The following is a 16,310-nucleotide window of genomic DNA, read 5'->3' on the forward strand; positions in this document are numbered from 1 at the left end:
ATCTTGAAATAAATCTCAACATAATTTTTTATTTTCCGCCTGCTAATCCGTCCTTAAAATTTCATGCAAAAGGTTATATATTTTTATTATGTACATATTAGATATCTCCTATAAAACACATTAAAAATTCAATCAAAAAGAGCAAAAGATCCCCATTTATAGAAGATTTCTTTTGCTCTTTGTAAAGGACACAAGTCCAAACAAAAATTGCTTATCTATCAATAACTTACACATAAGAATGCATTTTTTTCGCTACTTTATTAGTAGCAATTTTAACAACCGTTTCTTTTCCACCAGTTTTATCAATCATGAAACCATGAGCTTTAATATCAGAAGGTACTAACGGATGATGACGAATCATATCTATACTTTTCTCAATATTTTCACTAACATTTTCTTGTCCACTTAGCCATGCATTCAGGCTACCACTTGAAAATTCAGGCATGCAATTTTTAAAAAGATAGTCTAATTCTATATTATCTTTTATGAAATCATTTTGAGTTTGTAGATTAACGGAAGAAGTTTCTTTATCCTCGATTCCGACAACAAAAATTTCTTCAACTTTTTCTTCATAAATAGCAATAATAACAGATCTCATTATATCTCCATAAGGATGTACAATTACAGAATCATAGCTGTGTATAGTCAACATGTTTTCTTGTTGAATATTAGTTACTTGCTGGATAATAGGCTCTATTCCATGTTCAATGTCTGTTAATAATAATACTTTTTTATTCTTTGAATTCATATGGAGCACTCCTTCTTCATGATTGTATTTATAGAACTTTTAAACTAGTAACGATAGTACATTATTCATTACATGGTTATGACCAATTTTTCCATTGTCCTTCTGGATCAACACTTGCCAGTCTAACCCACCCATTTTGAACTTTTTCTCGAAATGTGAGATTGGCATTTAGCAAACGCTCTATATATTCAATAGGTGCTTGAATTACAATTAGTAAACGAAGTGGTGAATGATACGTCTCACTATCTGACTGCATAACGGATTGCCAAGGTAAGCCTGGCAACAGGTCACTTGCGTTTCCTTGCATAACACCGAGACCCGCCGTTACAGTTTGGGTTGTTTTATTTCCACTACCATAATAATGAGGTGCTACAGTTGAAGCGTAATATTGCAGGTTTATCCACTGAGCTACTGTTCCTGGTCCCGCTATGATGCTAGCTAATATATCGCCACTGTCATCCTGTTTCCAATCATAATTATGAAGGAAAGCTCTTCCTTCTAAGTCACAATCCTGAGTTAATTCACGCTGCCCGATAATGAAAGATGCATTACGGGCCAATCCCCATTCCGGACGTATTTCACTCCAATCTTCTGCAAATCGTTGTGCCTCTTTACTCGGATTTTTTATTTTCGTTTGAAAATTAGGTAATTGCATTAAACGCTCTCTATTTGCATGTTGGCTGACATTCGGCATAATTGATTCAATACTATCAAATGCTTCTTGCGCAGTTTCTGAAAGTTCTGGGACGTAAATCCATTCCAATTCATCCACTGTTGTTTTATGTTCAGCTGCTGCAAAAATGGTATCCTCAGGAATTTTAATGCCTTCAGCAGACAACGCCTCTCTTACTTCTGGAAGGTTACATAAAGTAGCGAAAACTCTTGCATTGAATCCTCCTGCTGCTCCGCCACAAGCACCACACTCAAGCGCTGCAGCATAAGGGTTGTTCGTACTTTGACTACTATGCCCGCACATTACAACTAAAGGCGCGAATTTTTCTGTTAATCCCACCATTTTTAAAGCTTGACGCACATAGTTCACTTTTTCTTCTTTCGTAAAACCGATAGGTATCTCACATTTTGTATCATGAACATGAGTAAGTGAGAATGTTGTATCAGGTTTTTGTAACATCGTTTTACGAAGGTTACGAAGGAAACTACCTACTCTTCTTGGCACAAAACTCCTTGTCACCATTTGTAGACCAAGTAAAGGGCCACTTACCTCAGGTAGTAACATACTTGTCAGTACATTTTGTTTCATCGTTTTAAACGTATAGCTTACTGAGCTGTCTATCTTCTTACGTTGTTGATAAGATTTAAATTCATTTTCATCCGTGAGCTCTTTTATTTGATGTTTCGGTTTTAATATAACTGGCAAAGATGGATGGCTGTCATTACTACCTAGTTCACTAGTCGCAATTGGTAACCCAAAGAAACCAGCTATTCCAAACGTTTCGAACGGACCTAATGTTTCTAGATGGCGGCGAAACGGTTCTGAACGTACATCAATACAGAATGCTAATTGAGCTAATACACGTTTTTTATCATTAGTTACACGTTGCTTAGAAACAATCTTTTCCCTTAATTGCTCTGCATGCGTCTGTTCCCAAGCTTCTAGCCAAAGTTTCCTGCGAATATTTTCATCAAAACGATAAGCAAATGCTAATAATTCGCTTTGTTCAGCTGCAGACATTTGTGACCATTCCAGGGTTGAAATATTCCCCCAGTAGATCCAAGAAGCTATAAGTGGGACAATCGCAACTTTCTTCTCAGCCTTTTGATTTTTTATAGGTAAATAAGGTTTTGCAATGGCCAGCTCCATAGAAATTCGAACTGCTAAATATTCTATAATGAGTTTCTGCTCCTGAGTTGACTGTCGGGAACGCCATAGTACCATTCCTGCCCATCCAGGCAAAGCAAGCAAGTGCCCCTCAAGGTAGGCTTGCATGTTAGATTCAGAAATACCTAGTTCAGATAACGCTCTTGTTAAAGCTACCTCGGCATCCTCTGGCCAATCTTTTAAAACGCTACGCTCATTTTTACTGAGCGCTGGATCAAATGTAATAAGGTGATGCCATGCACGATACAAACCTTTCTCTCGATTTGGCATCGTCCAACTTGACCCGGAGTTATCCAAATATAATTTACACCATTTAATGATGTGATAATTAAGAATATCAGATAGGTTGTCACCCTTTTGATTCTCTATAAGTGTACTTACAGGTTGCATAGAAGAGTCTTTCATACTTCCTGTATTTATATAACTCATTTCTTCTGCCAGTTTATTTAATTGTGGTGATGATAATAGACTAGAAGGTAATCCCTCTAATTTTAAAGCTGCTTGGCAAAACTGCTCCGCTTTCTTTCGCGGGATATGAAACGATTGTGAATCAAGCCACCGAGACAAGCCAATTTGTAAAAATGATTCCTCAATCTCACCTTTCGCCTTTGCCGAATGAACCATAGAAGCACTCGGATATATATCCACATTACGAATTTCTTTTAACCAATCTGCAACTTGTTCAAATGATTGTTTTTCAAGTCCCATCCAAGGGTGATGAGCTGCAAATGTAGAGATAGGCCAAAGTGGTGCAATCACTCGGCTAGCAGATTCAACTAAATCATTCATATTCTTTTCTTGTATTTCAATTTTTGTATCTTTCTTTTTTAAAGTTTCTTTCGTTACGATTGACTGTATGCTCATCACTGATTACCTCCCTTTGATACATAATGTTTCAGATAGCTTGGATGACTTTCTACTGACTTTTGTCTCGCCTCACCTACTCGAACGAACCAAAGATACATTACAGCAAATATAGTAGAGGATTGATTACGAGTAACGAGAGTACTAATAGCACTACCAAATAATAAGAGACATATAACAAAAATAACGGCTGAAGCCGACGGTTGAACATTTTGATACATGTCAGTATGCAACCATTTATAAAGAGAATTATGAACGGTAAAGTAAATGAGAGAAAATCCAGCTAAAATAAATACGCCAACAATTCGCCCCATTCTTCCCTCTCCCAAAACAACAAGCTGTTTCCATGAAAAGTATAATGACCACCCTAAGATGAACGCACTAACTAATTCATACCCTTCTCCAGAAGTCGTAAACCAAAAAGCAATCGCTATAAATAATCCGAAAACACGTCCGACCATAATCCATAAATTAGATATCTTTTCATTAGACTGCTTCACTGCCCCAAAACTTTGCACGGAAGAACCAGCTTGTAAAAACAGTGTAGCTTTAAACAAACCATGTAAAATCAAATGAATAACAGCCGCTAAATAGGCTCCTAATGCGCATTGAATAAGCATAAACCCCATTTGTGCAATAGTTGATCCCACTAGCTGACGTTTATAATCAACTTGAACTAGGCTAATTCCTGTTCCGATTAAGATAGAAATACTTGAGAAAATTAGTAAAATGATTTGTGCAATATCATCATGAAAAAGAGGTGAAAATCTAGTTAACATGATACCGCCAGCATTTACTAAACCCGCATGCATAATAGCCGAAACAGGAGTTGGAGCAACAGCTGACTCAATTAACCATCTTTGAAAAGGCCATTGTGCTGCTGGAATCATCACAGCTACTATAATCAATAAGTTAATTCCTGTTTTCTCCAACGTTCCAAATTGAGCTACATTTTCATTCGTTAAAACTGATGTTAATTGCCACTGTCCAGTAATTTGAAAAAGCCAAATGATAGCTACTAGCAAAGCGATCCAGCTTATTATAAATAAATAACTAGAAATTTTTGTTGCTTCGCTAACTACTTTCCACCCTTTATTTAGCCCTATAAGTAAAACCAATCCTATAAGAGTTGCTCCCCAACAAATAATCATGAAACGAAGATCATTACTTAACCATGCAACCGCAGATACACCTGTAGTAAATGTAAAAAGTGCAAAGTACTTTCGATATGAGCGATCTCCCAGTAAGTAGCGTATAGAAAAACGTTGAATGATTAAACCAATTGTAAGAACAAAGAAAGCCATGAACCAAGCTAAAGTATCTAAATGCCAAGGCCCTACAACGCTATCTCCATTGTGATTAACAAGTGCGAGTAAAGAAACCAATGAAGGCAATGCAGCGATACCAATATGGATATGAACAAAACGTAAAGGTATCCTTGCATGTAAAAACAATAATCCACTTAACCAAGAAGCGCTAAGCGCCATAAAAAATAATGTTATCAGTGTTGATGAACTCAGCGAAATTAACATGTACAATACTCCCTTCCAAACGAAAATAACCTATAAAAATTCCTTTTAAGTAAGATAGTTTTTTAATTTCAATTTTCTTTCACTCTTTTTAGTACATCGTTTTTTTCCATAAAAAAAACCGACAACTTCCATAATTCAATGATTTTATATCATCATTGAATTATGGAGATTGTCGGTTTCACTTCAACTAACTTGAATAAAGTTTTTTGAAGAGCTCCCATTTTATAGAGGATAATGTATGTATTACTCCTGTTAAAAAGAATTGTATATTTCTGATCTCCTAGATTATGCAATCAATATATCAATTTATGTTATACGCTATCTTTTAATTAAGAAACTTTTTCATTTAGTCAATATTACATATTAAAAAAATGCTAAAGCCTTAATTATAGCAAACTGTTAAAATGAGCATCTATCAATTTTTTAAAACAATTATAAGATAAACCATATTAAGCAGTTTGTCAATTTATTTATCAGTTTTGTAGATTTATTATACCTAAATAACTTCAAGTTTTTAATTATCAGCCTGTTAATAAAGTGCAAAACTTGTAGGTTTCTTAATCCTTCCACTAACCTTAAGATATTTTTAAAATTTTTCCTCAAGATTATGAAGCAATTTAAAAATCATTACTCGTTCGCCTGTACGGGAGCTTATATCTGTATGAAAGCTTTTCACTTTCTCTCCAGTTAATTCTAGTATAATCTCTTTTAGATCTTCAATTCCAGATTCAACTAACTCTGAACGATTTTTCTTTATCGTTAGCATACCGTCTTTGGTTTCACAAACAGTATATTCAGCTGGTGTTAAAATACCTTGTAAATTTACGATAATCATATCCCGTAATATATCTGTCTTAACGGATATAGACCCGCGTCCTAGATAGTCCTTTTCCCAGTGAGTAATTGCTTTGCTTATCTCTGATTCAATAGAACCTTTTGAGTTTTTCATCTATGTATCCTCCTTCAATAAAATAAATTTACAATAACAATATAATAATCTGGATTAATTTTATTTTCAATTCCTAAGTAGAAATTATAGCAATTATAAAAAAGAACTCTTATAAAGTGAAACTTTAATCAGCCCTCACCAATCGGACTTTAATGGGCAGCCCGACCCCTACCTAACTTCTTTGCTTTCGCTGAATTTTGAGGTAGGGGTCTTACTGCCCATTAAACCGGGATAAAGTTAAGTTCATAAACAAAAAGAAAAGCAAATGACCTTAATTATTAGATCACTTGCTTTTCTTCCATCATATACTTTCTAAACAACTCTATAAACGATTCTAATTACTTGCCTTACTTTCAAGTTCTTGAGTTGCCACTTTTTTAGGCATGGAACATGCAAAGATTAATGCTACGAAAGATAAGAATAACATGAATAGATACGCATCACTTGAGCCGAAAATAGAAGATAATTTCGCTAGTTGAATAGCTGTAATGTTTCCATTTTGTAAAGATAACTCCGAAGCATATGAACTTGCTTGAGTCGTATATACAGTAATAACAACAGCTGTTCCAATAGCACCGGCTAATTGACGAACCGTATTATTTACGGCTGAACCATGTGAACCTAATTCTCTAGGTAAAGCATTTAGTCCTGCTGTATTTAAAGGCATTGAAATGAAACTTAACCCAATCCGTAAAATAATAGTACGCACCATTACATACATATACGTTGTGGATTCAGTTAAATCAATTACACCCCACATCGAAATAATGATAAATACTAACCCTGTAATAAAGAGTGGTTTTGCTCCGTATTTATCATACATTTTACCTGTAATTGGTGATAAGAATGCATTAATGACCGCTCCAGGTAATAGAAGTAAACCTGATTCAAATGCGGTAAAGCCTCTTCCGTTTTGTAAGTAAATCGGTAAAAGAATTAAATCAGCATACATAATCATCGTGATAAGTACATTGATCACTGATGTAAGAGTAAAAATTTTATACTTAAATACGGATAAATTTAATAATGGATCGTTAGACTTTATTTGACGTAAGCAAAATAGCGTTGTAACAAGTACCCCGGTAATAATTGTCGTAATAACAATCGGGTGATCCCATCCCTTACTTCCTGCACTACTGAATCCAAATAAAATACACCCAAAACCAATCGTTGATAAAATGACACTTACAATATCCAATCTTGCTTTTGTCGTATCTGCAACGTTCATTAAATATTTCAGCGCAAGAATAATGACGATGAATACAAATGGAGCTAATCCAATAAATAACCATCTCCATGATACATATTCAATGATAAAACCAGATAACGTTGGAGCAATGGCTGGCGCAAAAATCATGGCAAAGCCGATAGTTCCCATAACACTCCCGCGCTTTTCACTAGGATATAAATATAAAATAACTGTCATCATGAGCGGCATAATAATTCCTGCCCCAATTGCTTGAATCATTCTTCCTGTTAATAACATGCCAAAATTGATGGCACCGGCACATAGTAATGTTCCGATCAATAAAAAAATCATTGAGCTAGTAAATAATTGCCTCGTTGTAAAACGTTTCATTAAAAATGCCGTAATTGGCACTAACACACCGTTTACGAGCATAAATCCTGTTGCTAACCATTGTACAGTTGCAGCTGTAACATCAAATACTTCCATTAAGTTACTCATTGCCACATTAAGTAACGTCTGGTTTAATGTCGATAAAAAACATCCAGCAATTAGTACAATTAATAAAACTTTCTTATTTCTTTCTGTTATTCCCTTCTCCATTTGTAAACTCCCTTTTTCTATAGTTGCATTATCGACACAGTGTCGATAAAATTTATAGTAACAAAGATACATATTCCTGACCATGAACAATTTTGTTGAAAATGTTCATTAATCGACATTGAAAATACGCTATGTCGAGAAAGTCAAAGAATAATCTATAAAGGAGTTTCAAAATGTCTACATCTAAAAAAGAGGATCCTCGTACACTTCGTTCAAGAGAAATGTTTAAAAATGCCGTCTATTCCCTTTTACAAGAGGAATCCACCATTTCAAATTTAACAGTCCAAAAAATCGCAAACAAAGCTGGATTAAATCGGACAACATTTTACTTACACTATCAAGACATTCAGGATTTACTCATGCAGCTCACTGATGAAATTTTAAACGAACTTTCTAATAAAATTACTGCTTTAATACACGTAAGCGATTTATCAGAAAAACAACAGCTAACACAATTGCTCGATTATTTATATACTCATCGAAATTATTTATCCATTTTATTTAATATGAATCATTTTGAAGAACAATTATTTCTATTAATAAAGCGATTAGTAGAAACGAGAAGGAATAATAGTGAAACAGAGTTACCCCCAGATTATGTCTCTATTGAGATTAAAACCGCCTCATTGGTAGGAATCATCATGTGGTGGATAAGAAATGGACTTCATTTTAGTTCAGATTATATTACAAACCAAATTTATTTCATGTACAGAGGACAATGAGGTTAGAGCATGTAAGTCCTATTTCGCTATGTAGAAAAATGCTAAGAGAATTTGAACAAAAAAGCACCCCCGGATGATTAGACTATATCTAACAATCCGAGGGCACTTTAAAGTTATATAATTGTTTTAGTCATTACAATGTCTGTTTGTTCTTCATCACCCATTTCTTCAGACTGAGCGTCATTCATATTTACCTTTACGTATCCAGCGACTTCGTTATTAAACTAAATAAATCTGAGGAAAGTACGCTTTGCTTCCACCCCCTATCCCCTAATCTAGAGGCTTTGGAAAATTTTCGATAAGCGGTATAGCCTTATTTCCGGGACACACGTATCTAGAAAAACGAAAAAAACCAGTTGAATTAATTCTTATTTAAGCTTAGCTTGATGGCAATGTGGCAGTACCCCATCACCATCGAACTATGAAAAGCAAATACCCCAAAACATTGGGTTGATGGGTATTTGATACTATTTTTTATTATGCATCTCTAAATTTTAGAGAATGTTTACAGCTGTAATTTTGCAGGTTGAAATAGCAAACCTAACGATTGTAGTTGGATTTATAGGTAACGTACCTAGAACTATACCAAGACCTGTTTGTTCCACGTTAAAATCTACTGCAGTAGAACCAGTACTTGCTAAAAGATTCACTGTAGAACCAATAAGCGTATCTAGGAATTCCCTAATTGGTCGTTCGCGACAATCACATTCACACCCTAAGTCTACAGGTGGAAGTAATGTTATAGATGGTCCCGGCGGTAAAAAACCTACCCCTGTTACATCAGAAATATTAACTACAAAGGATGTGAAACCATCTGTAACTGTAACTAAAAAATCATTTACGGAAGTAATAGTAAATAAAAAGAAAAATGGTGGAGCGTTTGGTGCATCTGCAATAGTGCCAAGAAGCACTGTTTCCCCAATAAGTTGTTGTAAAACATTTTGCATAGGTAAAACACAGCAATCACAAAGGCAACCTTCAGTTGCTCCTGTTATTCCTGTTGGACCTGTTGAACCTGTTGGGCCTGTTGGGCCTGTTGCTCCTGTTGGACCTGTTACTCCTGTTACTCCTGTTGGGCCTGTTGCTCCTGTTGGGCCTGTCCCTCCCGTTGGGCCTGTTACTCCTGTTGGGCCTGTTGCTCCTGTTGGGCCTGTCCCTCCCGTTGGGCCTGATGGTAGAGTAAATGATGGAATTGGTGGAAGTGTAGGGCCAATTAAATTTGAATTAAATGCATTAGCTTGAAGTATTTTGTTTTTATCAAACATGTAACTACCTCCTACAGATATACTTTATTATAGGAATATATACAATTACCCTTCATAAAATTTATTTATCACCATATAATATGCTATATCTTCACTATTGTGTTTTTTGTGATGATCCAATGATAGTATTTGTGTATGAATAGCAAATTTGGTTCTGATGCAAAGAGTTCACCGATTCGAAAGAGGTATATAGAGTTTTAATGAAGCCTGTTCTTGTGGGCATTTCACAACATGCCTACCAAATTAAGCGATTTTAATAGCCCTAAGTAGAAAAAATACGCTATTCTTTCTGTAGAATCATAGGAAAGGATGGCGTTTTTTATGTCTGTTTCTGTGTCTGACGAATTACAACTATTGACCCAAGAAATTCAAGTTTTTTTATCACCAGATATAAAAACACCTTTTTAAGATAACTGCGTTTATACTATAACCTTTGATCTTTCTGGAAGTTTAAACGAAAATGATCCTCATCATTATATACCCCAAATTCATACCCTTGCTCTTTATAAAATTTAATAATTTCAGGAAGAGCTTGTAATGTTTGCGCCTTTTCATGCATTAAAACAACTTCTACTTCTTCTGTTGTTTGTTTCTTTACATTTTCGATAATCTGAGTTGGATTATCTTTTAATTTCCAATCATTTGAGTCTATTGTCCAATCCCAAACTTTTATTGCTGCTTCTACAATTTGATTACGAATTTCCTCACCCTTTAATCCTGGTGCAGATCCATATGGTGGACGGACTAGTTTAGGAGTTGTACCCGTAATATTCTGGATAAGAGCTAACGTTTCTTTCATCTCCGGTACAAATTGTCCCTTTTTGTATAGCTTATCACTATTATGTGTCATACTATGTGCACCAATATAATGACCTTCTTTTACTGCTCGTTTTACGTTTTCCTGAAAACCTGTATTTTGTAAATTACTACCTTGCATAAAAAATGTCGAGGCAACATTTTGTTCTTTTAGTACATCTAAAAATTTCCCAGTTAATTCGCTAGGACCATCATCAAATGTTAGATACACAACCTTTCCTACCGGTTTTCCATCAGGTCTTTTCTGTTTTGCTGGTGGTGTTTCTTTTTTCTTTTCTTCTCGTTGCGTATTAACTTGTTTACTACTTTCATTAGCTACTCCCTTCGCTGGAGTAGAGCTCCAATTTCCAATTAAGAAGAATGTGAAAAAGGTCGTCGCTAAAACAACTCCTAGAGATATGATTGCCTTCGTTACTACACTTGTTTTTTTCTTACTTTGCGATTCTTTCATTATTTTTCGATCCTTTCCCTATTAATTTTCATTATTTATAAGGCTGAGCCTTTATTCAACTGAATCATTCGTTTCAACCGGTGTTTACAATAAATAGATTAATAGAGATGGATAAAGATAAAATGCAGATAATGTCGAAATCAGTTAAAGAATACTACTCTTTCTAAACAGCATTTTCATATCAAGATACTAGCATGCTGGTATAAAGATAACATGCAAAGATAGCCTTACTATTGAAATTCCATTATAATTTTGTAATTGGAATGAATTTGAATCACATAAAGAACCAGAAGAAATAATATGATTTGGAGGTATCACGATGAGCCTTTTAATTAGAGAGCTAGAAAAAAATGATTTAGACAATCATCCGGAGATTGATGATAGTTTTATAGTGAATGCTCGGTTAATTCTTTCTCTTTCAAAAGTAAATAGACGCATAGAATATACAATAGAAAACGTTCCGAGTTATGAAAAAAGTTATTTACAAAATGATAATGAAGAACTGGCGTACAATGAATATATAAATAAGCCCAATCAAGTAATTTACATAGCACTGTTACATAACCAAATCATCGGATTAATAGTATTGAAAAAGAATTGGAATCACTATGCTTACATAGAAGATATAACGGTGGATAAAAAACATCGTACACTCGGGGTTGGTAAAAGATTAGTTGATCAAGCAAAGCAATGGGCAAAAGAAGGCAACATGCCCGGTATCATGCTTGAAACGCAAAGTAATAATGTCGCAGCATGTAAGTTCTATGAAAAATGTGGATTTGTAATAGGTGGATTTGATTTTCTTATTTATAAAGGTTTGGATATGACAAGTGATGAAGTTGCAATTTATTGGTACTTTCAATTCGAATGAAAATGTTCTTAACGTTAAACAAACTCAAAATAAAAACCCCAATCTCTCTACATTAAAATTGAGAAATTGGGGTTAAGTTATTTAAAACAAATAACTTATTAATAATCCTGCTGATAATAAGAAGCCGAAAATCGTATTTGTCATCGCTGTTGATTTCATAGCGATGCGCATATACCCGGGATCCTTTGCTCCTTTTTGGAAACTTTGAATAGCAGAGATTGGCTTTCTCAAACCTAGGAACATAACTAATGCCCAAGGGCTTATATAACCCATCAATACAATTACGGCAATCCATAAATAAGCAATGAAAAAGGCTACCCCTAGTGTTACTATTGCTTTCTCTCTCCCAAGGAGGATGACTAGTGTCTTTCTTCCACCTTTAATATCTTCTTCGATATCTCGGATGTTATTCGACATGTTGATTGCACCGACTAAAATTCCAATTGGAATGGAAATCAATACACTTTCAATCGTTATCGTATTCGTTTGAATAAAGAAAGCGATGAGTACAAAACATGTCCCCATTAACAATCCAGAAACTAATTCTCCAAACGGAGTGTACGCAATTGGTAATGGACCACCTGTATATAAATAGCCAACCGCCATCCCAATTAAACCGATAACGACTAACCACCAGCTACTATTCATACAAATATAAACTCCAATAATTGCTGCTACTACATACAATAAAAGCGCAACTGTTAACACATTTTTTGGTTTCAATCCGTGACGGACAATTCCACCACCGATGCCAACAGAATCAGCGGTATCTAATCCACGTTTGAAATCATAGTACTCATTAAATAAGTTCGTCGCTATTTGCAATGCTAAACATGCAACCATCATCGCAACAAATAAAAGCCAATCAATTTCGGCAACATAAAGTGATGCCACTGTTCCTAAAATTACAGGAGAAAACGTCGCCGTTAATGTATGCGGGCGCGTCATCTTCCATATTAATTTAGCGGAACTAATTTCTTTTTCTGTCCCCATAACTCTGTTCAATCTCCCTACATTTTAAGTATAAATGACTAGCAGTATCTTTCTATCTATTTTCTGCCACGCATCTATTATAGCAAAAAAAGAATTGGTGATAGAACTGTAATGCTCTTGCTTGTCCTTCTTTCACTCTTGAATTAAGTTTTTCAAAAGAAAATCCGTTACTCAAATGCGAACAACGGACCTTCTTTATATGAACCAATGTAAAACATCCTCAGCAATCTCTTCTGGTCTATCCCAATGCATTAGGTGCCCTGTATCTGTGTAAAGCTTAGTCGTAGTCTTAATATGCTTCCTAAATTCCGCAATTTGTAATTCTCTTATTTTCAAATAATTATGTGGAATATCACAATACAATAGTAAAATATCGCTTTTAATTTTATGAGATTCCAACGTTCTATACACCGTATATTGAAATTTAATTACACCTCTAGCGGTATCGCCAGTAGCATGCCATTTCACTTTATAATCTTCTTCTCGCATTAAGTCATAAACCGCACGTTCTATTAATGGTGACCATCTGCTGTAAACCATTTTTTCTGATTGGATGAATGCTTCTTTACTGTCAAAAATGTATTCATCAAAATCTTTTTCGTAATGAGTAATTTCTTCTTCTAATGATCGTGGTGGACACTCTCCTTCTTTCACACCTTTATATAGATTCGCAAAATAATCCGCATTCATTTTACCATGATGATAACCACCATCTAACAAAACCATTTTATTCACTTTTTCTGTACATTCTGCTGCATAATGAAGCGCAACGCTTGCTCCCCATGAATGTGCTACTATATGAAATGTTTCTTTTCCTAGCTGCTCAAGTAATGCTACTACCCATTTTGTTAAATGAGATGCACCGTAATCTTCATCCTTCCCGAAACTTGGTGTTTTCCCATGTCCAGGTAGATCAAACGATACAATATGAAATTTATCTTTTAAAAGTTCCGCTATTTCTATAAAACTTAATTTTGTACTTCCTAGACCATGAAAACAAATGATTTGAGGATTACTTTTATCTCCCCATTCACAAACACTTGCTTCATATTCGCCAAATGCCACAAAAAAGTGATTCATTTTTAATCTCCTCTAGTTTTTAGATATAAATTAATTTGCATGCAAAATTGTTTTTTCAGAATAAACAGTTCCTGCAAATTTATTCAAATCCCTTTTTCGTAAATAATTTTTATAGAATACGAGAGTTAACTCTCGTTGAAAGCACGAAACGCTTATCATTTATAGACTACATCTTCACGCCTATGAAATGAATATAGTTTAATAGTTGTACTATACGTTTATCATATGTGTGATTTCTCAAAGTTCTATCCAGTCCATTTTTTGCTATTTGTTTTCTTTCTTGTACATGTTCCAAATAATACTCTGCTTTTTGTATAAACTCCGCTTCACTATTAAACGTTTCTATTTCAACGCCTGGTATGTAATGCTTTGCTACATCTGGTCGTATATCAGTTAGTTGAAAAGAACCTACAGCATTAATTTCAAACGTCCTATTATTTACTGAATAGGCTTGAATATTTGCAGCATTACAATTCAATTCCTTATCATTTGGTGAACGGTGTAAATTTATATTGATTGTAGTTGATACGTAAAATTGTAATGCATCTTCATACTTCGCAAGTGGCAATAGTTGTATTTTATCCTTTAGCCTCTCATAATTCTTTAACTTCTCCCAACCGAATCCCACAATTTTTGTATTTTTTTCTGCTAAATACTCTGAAATAGAATCAACAAAGTTAATTCTATTTTCAAACGCTGTGCCTATAAAACTAAGATCATACTTATATGTATCTTCTTTAAGAGAAGGTTTAAATACCTCTTGATTCGCTGCTAACGGGAGATGAAATACATTGTTACATCCTATCGCTCTATAAAACTTGATACAATTTAAATCTTGCGTAAATATGTAATCATAATACGGCACAAGATGTTGTGTTACATCCGTATAATACGGATCATCTGTCAGCCAAAGTCCAGTAGTAAAACCAGCACTCTTTAGTACTGGCATGACACTAATAATCCCCTCGTTTAAACCACCGAGTACCAAAATAAAATCCGGTTTCATTTTTAATGCGGTTTCTATCGCTCTTTCTGAGTTTACCATAATTGTATTACTATTTACTTTTTGTAAACTATTCAAAATTGCTTCTTCGATCATTGGATAATAAAAAGGAATGCCTGATTGAATAAATAAAATTTTCTTAGGCGTATTATCTTTCATGTCATCTCCCCTATTTCTATATAATCAAATTGCACGAAAATTAGCAGTCTTTATTCATTTTATGACATCTTCTTTTATATTTATAAGCACTTTTTATGTCCATTATGTTGAACTTTTCCAGATTCATAGGCTAGCGGTGGATGATTCTTATAATATTGTTTCACCTTCTTTAGAAGCTGTTACTTCAACCAACTTATTAATAAAACATGATACATGAAAGAAGAGCCAATTCACATGAATTGGCTCTATCTTATCGTATAAAATCTCAATAGTTACACTAGCTAGATTTTACTTTTGTAACCCATTAATAATGGTATCTGTATTCCATTTCATCATTTTCAAGTAAGTATCTCCATCCTCACCTGTTTTACCTAGTGAGTCTGTAAAAATTGTACCTGCAATCGGTACGTTTGTTTCTTTTGAAACAGTTTCCATGCTACGTCGATCTACACTTGTTTCAACAAATAAAGCCGGAACTTTGTTTGTTTGAATTAAACTTACAACATCTCTAATTTGATCTGGCGTACCTTGATTTTCTGAATTGATTTCCCATATGTATCCCGTCTTAATTCCGTATGCTTTTCCAAAATATTTAAATGCACCTTCACTAGAAATTAAGAAACGTTTTTCCTCTGGGATTTGATGAATTCTGTTCACAGTTTCATCATGTAGCTTTTGAAGTTCCGCTACATACTTGTCGGCATTTTTAGTATAGAACTCTTTATTTTTAGGATCTTCTTTAATTAATGCTTTCTTCACATTTTCAGCATATACAATACCATTTTTAATATTCATCCATGCATGTGGGTCTGGCTCTTTTTCTAATCCTTTTGTTTCTAAATAAATAGCTTCTACACCTTCACTTACTTTATAAACAGGTGCATCTTTCTCTGACTTATTTGCCGTTTTTAATAGTTTTTTAAACCATGCTCCGCCCTCTTCTAAGTTTAACCCATTGTAAAACACCATATCTGCATCTGTCATTTTCATAACATCTTTCGGTAGCGGATCATATTCATGCGGGTTAGCTCCAATTGGAACAAGACTATGAATCTCAACTTTATCTCCACCAATTTGCTTCACCATATCGTATATAATGGAGTATGTTGTTACAACTTTTAATTTTCCACTACCCTCTTCTTTTCCATTTGTGTTACTCGAACACGCTGTTAATGCAAATACGAAAATACAAATTACCGATAATAAAATATTTTTTAATTTCATCATT

12 protein-coding genes and 1 pseudogene are annotated in these 16,310 nt (G+C 34.4%); 2 read left to right on the forward strand and 11 right to left on the reverse strand.

The annotated features are described in order from the left end of the window. Nucleotides 1-226: 226 nt before the first annotated feature. The 5 genes and pseudogenes from AC3WTI_RS06590 to AC3WTI_RS06610 all read right to left on the reverse strand — a co-directional run bounded on the left by AC3WTI_RS06590 (nucleotide 227) and on the right by AC3WTI_RS06610 (nucleotide 7,722). A complete protein-coding gene (locus AC3WTI_RS06590; RefSeq protein WP_087956742.1) occupies nucleotides 227-748 on the reverse strand; it encodes a carbonic anhydrase in 522 nt (173 codons plus the stop codon). 76 nt (nucleotides 749-824) lie between these two features. After that, nucleotides 825-3,452, reverse strand: coding sequence for a DUF2309 domain-containing protein (locus tag AC3WTI_RS06595; protein WP_097840749.1), 2,628 nt, complete (start codon nucleotides 3,450-3,452; stop codon nucleotides 825-827). Then, a complete protein-coding gene (locus AC3WTI_RS06600; protein WP_097840750.1) occupies nucleotides 3,452-4,984 on the reverse strand; it encodes an NADH dehydrogenase subunit 5 in 1,533 nt (510 codons plus the stop codon). The genes AC3WTI_RS06595 and AC3WTI_RS06600 overlap by 1 nt, the downstream gene beginning before the upstream one ends. A gap of 576 nt (nucleotides 4,985-5,560) precedes the next feature. Beyond that, nucleotides 5,561-5,933, reverse strand: a pseudogene (locus AC3WTI_RS06605) (Na-translocating system protein MpsC family protein); the annotation flags it as partial. 334 nt (nucleotides 5,934-6,267) lie between these two features. Beyond that, complete coding sequence (locus AC3WTI_RS06610; protein ID WP_097840751.1) at nucleotides 6,268-7,722, reverse strand: DHA2 family efflux MFS transporter permease subunit; 1,455 nt, start codon at nucleotides 7,720-7,722, stop codon at nucleotides 6,268-6,270. Nucleotides 7,723-7,895: 173 nt separating this feature from the next. On the opposite strand from AC3WTI_RS06610, the gene AC3WTI_RS06615 reads away from it, so the two are divergent. Next, nucleotides 7,896-8,444 carry a TetR/AcrR family transcriptional regulator gene (locus AC3WTI_RS06615; RefSeq protein WP_144488176.1) on the forward strand — a complete coding sequence of 183 codons (549 nt, stop codon included), beginning with the start codon at nucleotides 7,896-7,898 and terminating at the stop codon, nucleotides 8,442-8,444. A 494-nt stretch (nucleotides 8,445-8,938) separates the two neighbouring features. On the opposite strand, the gene AC3WTI_RS06620 is transcribed toward AC3WTI_RS06615, so the two are convergent. Together AC3WTI_RS06620 and AC3WTI_RS06625 are read right to left on the reverse strand one after the other, a co-directional pair. Beyond that, nucleotides 8,939-9,709, reverse strand: coding sequence for an exosporium leader peptide-containing protein (locus tag AC3WTI_RS06620; protein ID WP_301290665.1), 771 nt, complete (start codon nucleotides 9,707-9,709; stop codon nucleotides 8,939-8,941). Nucleotides 9,710-10,133: 424 nt separating this feature from the next. Further along, nucleotides 10,134-10,976 (reverse strand): polysaccharide deacetylase family protein, encoded by an 843-nt coding sequence (locus AC3WTI_RS06625; RefSeq protein WP_087956736.1) that lies wholly within the window; start codon nucleotides 10,974-10,976, stop codon nucleotides 10,134-10,136. Nucleotides 10,977-11,295: 319 nt separating this feature from the next. Between AC3WTI_RS06625 and satA the strand changes: the two genes are divergently transcribed. Further along, on the forward strand, nucleotides 11,296-11,847 hold the full coding sequence (gene satA / locus AC3WTI_RS06630) for a streptothricin N-acetyltransferase SatA (RefSeq protein WP_087956735.1): 552 nt from the start codon (nucleotides 11,296-11,298) through the stop codon (nucleotides 11,845-11,847). A gap of 81 nt (nucleotides 11,848-11,928) precedes the next feature. On the opposite strand, the gene menA is transcribed toward satA, so the two are convergent. The 4 genes from menA to mntA all read right to left on the reverse strand — a co-directional run bounded on the left by menA (nucleotide 11,929) and on the right by mntA (nucleotide 16,306). Then, on the reverse strand, nucleotides 11,929-12,840 hold the full coding sequence (gene menA / locus AC3WTI_RS06635; RefSeq protein WP_087956734.1) for a 1,4-dihydroxy-2-naphthoate polyprenyltransferase: 912 nt from the start codon (nucleotides 12,838-12,840) through the stop codon (nucleotides 11,929-11,931). Between the two features lie 195 nt (nucleotides 12,841-13,035). After that, nucleotides 13,036-13,920 carry an alpha/beta hydrolase gene (locus AC3WTI_RS06640; RefSeq protein ID WP_097840754.1) on the reverse strand — a complete coding sequence of 295 codons (885 nt, stop codon included), beginning with the start codon at nucleotides 13,918-13,920 and terminating at the stop codon, nucleotides 13,036-13,038. A 166-nt stretch (nucleotides 13,921-14,086) separates the two neighbouring features. After that, nucleotides 14,087-15,082 carry a CgeB family protein gene (locus AC3WTI_RS06645; RefSeq protein WP_087956732.1) on the reverse strand — a complete coding sequence of 332 codons (996 nt, stop codon included), beginning with the start codon at nucleotides 15,080-15,082 and terminating at the stop codon, nucleotides 14,087-14,089. A gap of 288 nt (nucleotides 15,083-15,370) precedes the next feature. Continuing rightward, a complete protein-coding gene (gene mntA / locus AC3WTI_RS06650; protein WP_097840755.1) occupies nucleotides 15,371-16,306 on the reverse strand; it encodes a manganese ABC transporter substrate-binding protein/adhesin MntA in 936 nt (311 codons plus the stop codon). Between the last annotated feature and the right edge of the window lie 4 nt (nucleotides 16,307-16,310).

The organism is Bacillus sp. EB106-02-03-XG38 (genome assembly GCF_058792175.1).

Bases quoted from the DNA above. Each gene is read 5' to 3' on its own strand.
- AC3WTI_RS06590 (WP_087956742.1), bottom strand. From the start codon at position 748: ATGAATTCAAAGAATAAAAAAGTATTATTATTAACAGACATTGAACAT.
- AC3WTI_RS06595 (WP_097840749.1), bottom strand. From the start codon at position 3,452: ATGAGCATACAGTCAATCGTAACGAAAGAAACTTTAAAAAAGAAAGAT.
- AC3WTI_RS06600 (WP_097840750.1), bottom strand. From the start codon at position 4,984: ATGTTAATTTCGCTGAGTTCATCAACACTGATAACATTATTTTTTATG.
- AC3WTI_RS06610 (WP_097840751.1), bottom strand. From the start codon at position 7,722: ATGGAGAAGGGAATAACAGAAAGAAATAAGAAAGTTTTATTAATTGTA.
- AC3WTI_RS06615 (WP_144488176.1), top strand. From the start codon at position 7,896: ATGTCTACATCTAAAAAAGAGGATCCTCGTACACTTCGTTCAAGAGAA.
- AC3WTI_RS06620 (WP_301290665.1), bottom strand. From the start codon at position 9,709: ATGTTTGATAAAAACAAAATACTTCAAGCTAATGCATTTAATTCAAAT.
- AC3WTI_RS06625 (WP_087956736.1), bottom strand. From the start codon at position 10,976: ATGAAAGAATCGCAAAGTAAGAAAAAAACAAGTGTAGTAACGAAGGCA.
- satA (WP_087956735.1), top strand. From the start codon at position 11,296: ATGAGCCTTTTAATTAGAGAGCTAGAAAAAAATGATTTAGACAATCAT.
- menA (WP_087956734.1), bottom strand. From the start codon at position 12,840: ATGGGGACAGAAAAAGAAATTAGTTCCGCTAAATTAATATGGAAGATG.
- AC3WTI_RS06640 (WP_097840754.1), bottom strand. From the start codon at position 13,920: ATGAATCACTTTTTTGTGGCATTTGGCGAATATGAAGCAAGTGTTTGT.
- AC3WTI_RS06645 (WP_087956732.1), bottom strand. From the start codon at position 15,082: ATGAAAGATAATACGCCTAAGAAAATTTTATTTATTCAATCAGGCATT.
- mntA (WP_097840755.1), bottom strand. From the start codon at position 16,306: ATGAAATTAAAAAATATTTTATTATCGGTAATTTGTATTTTCGTATTT.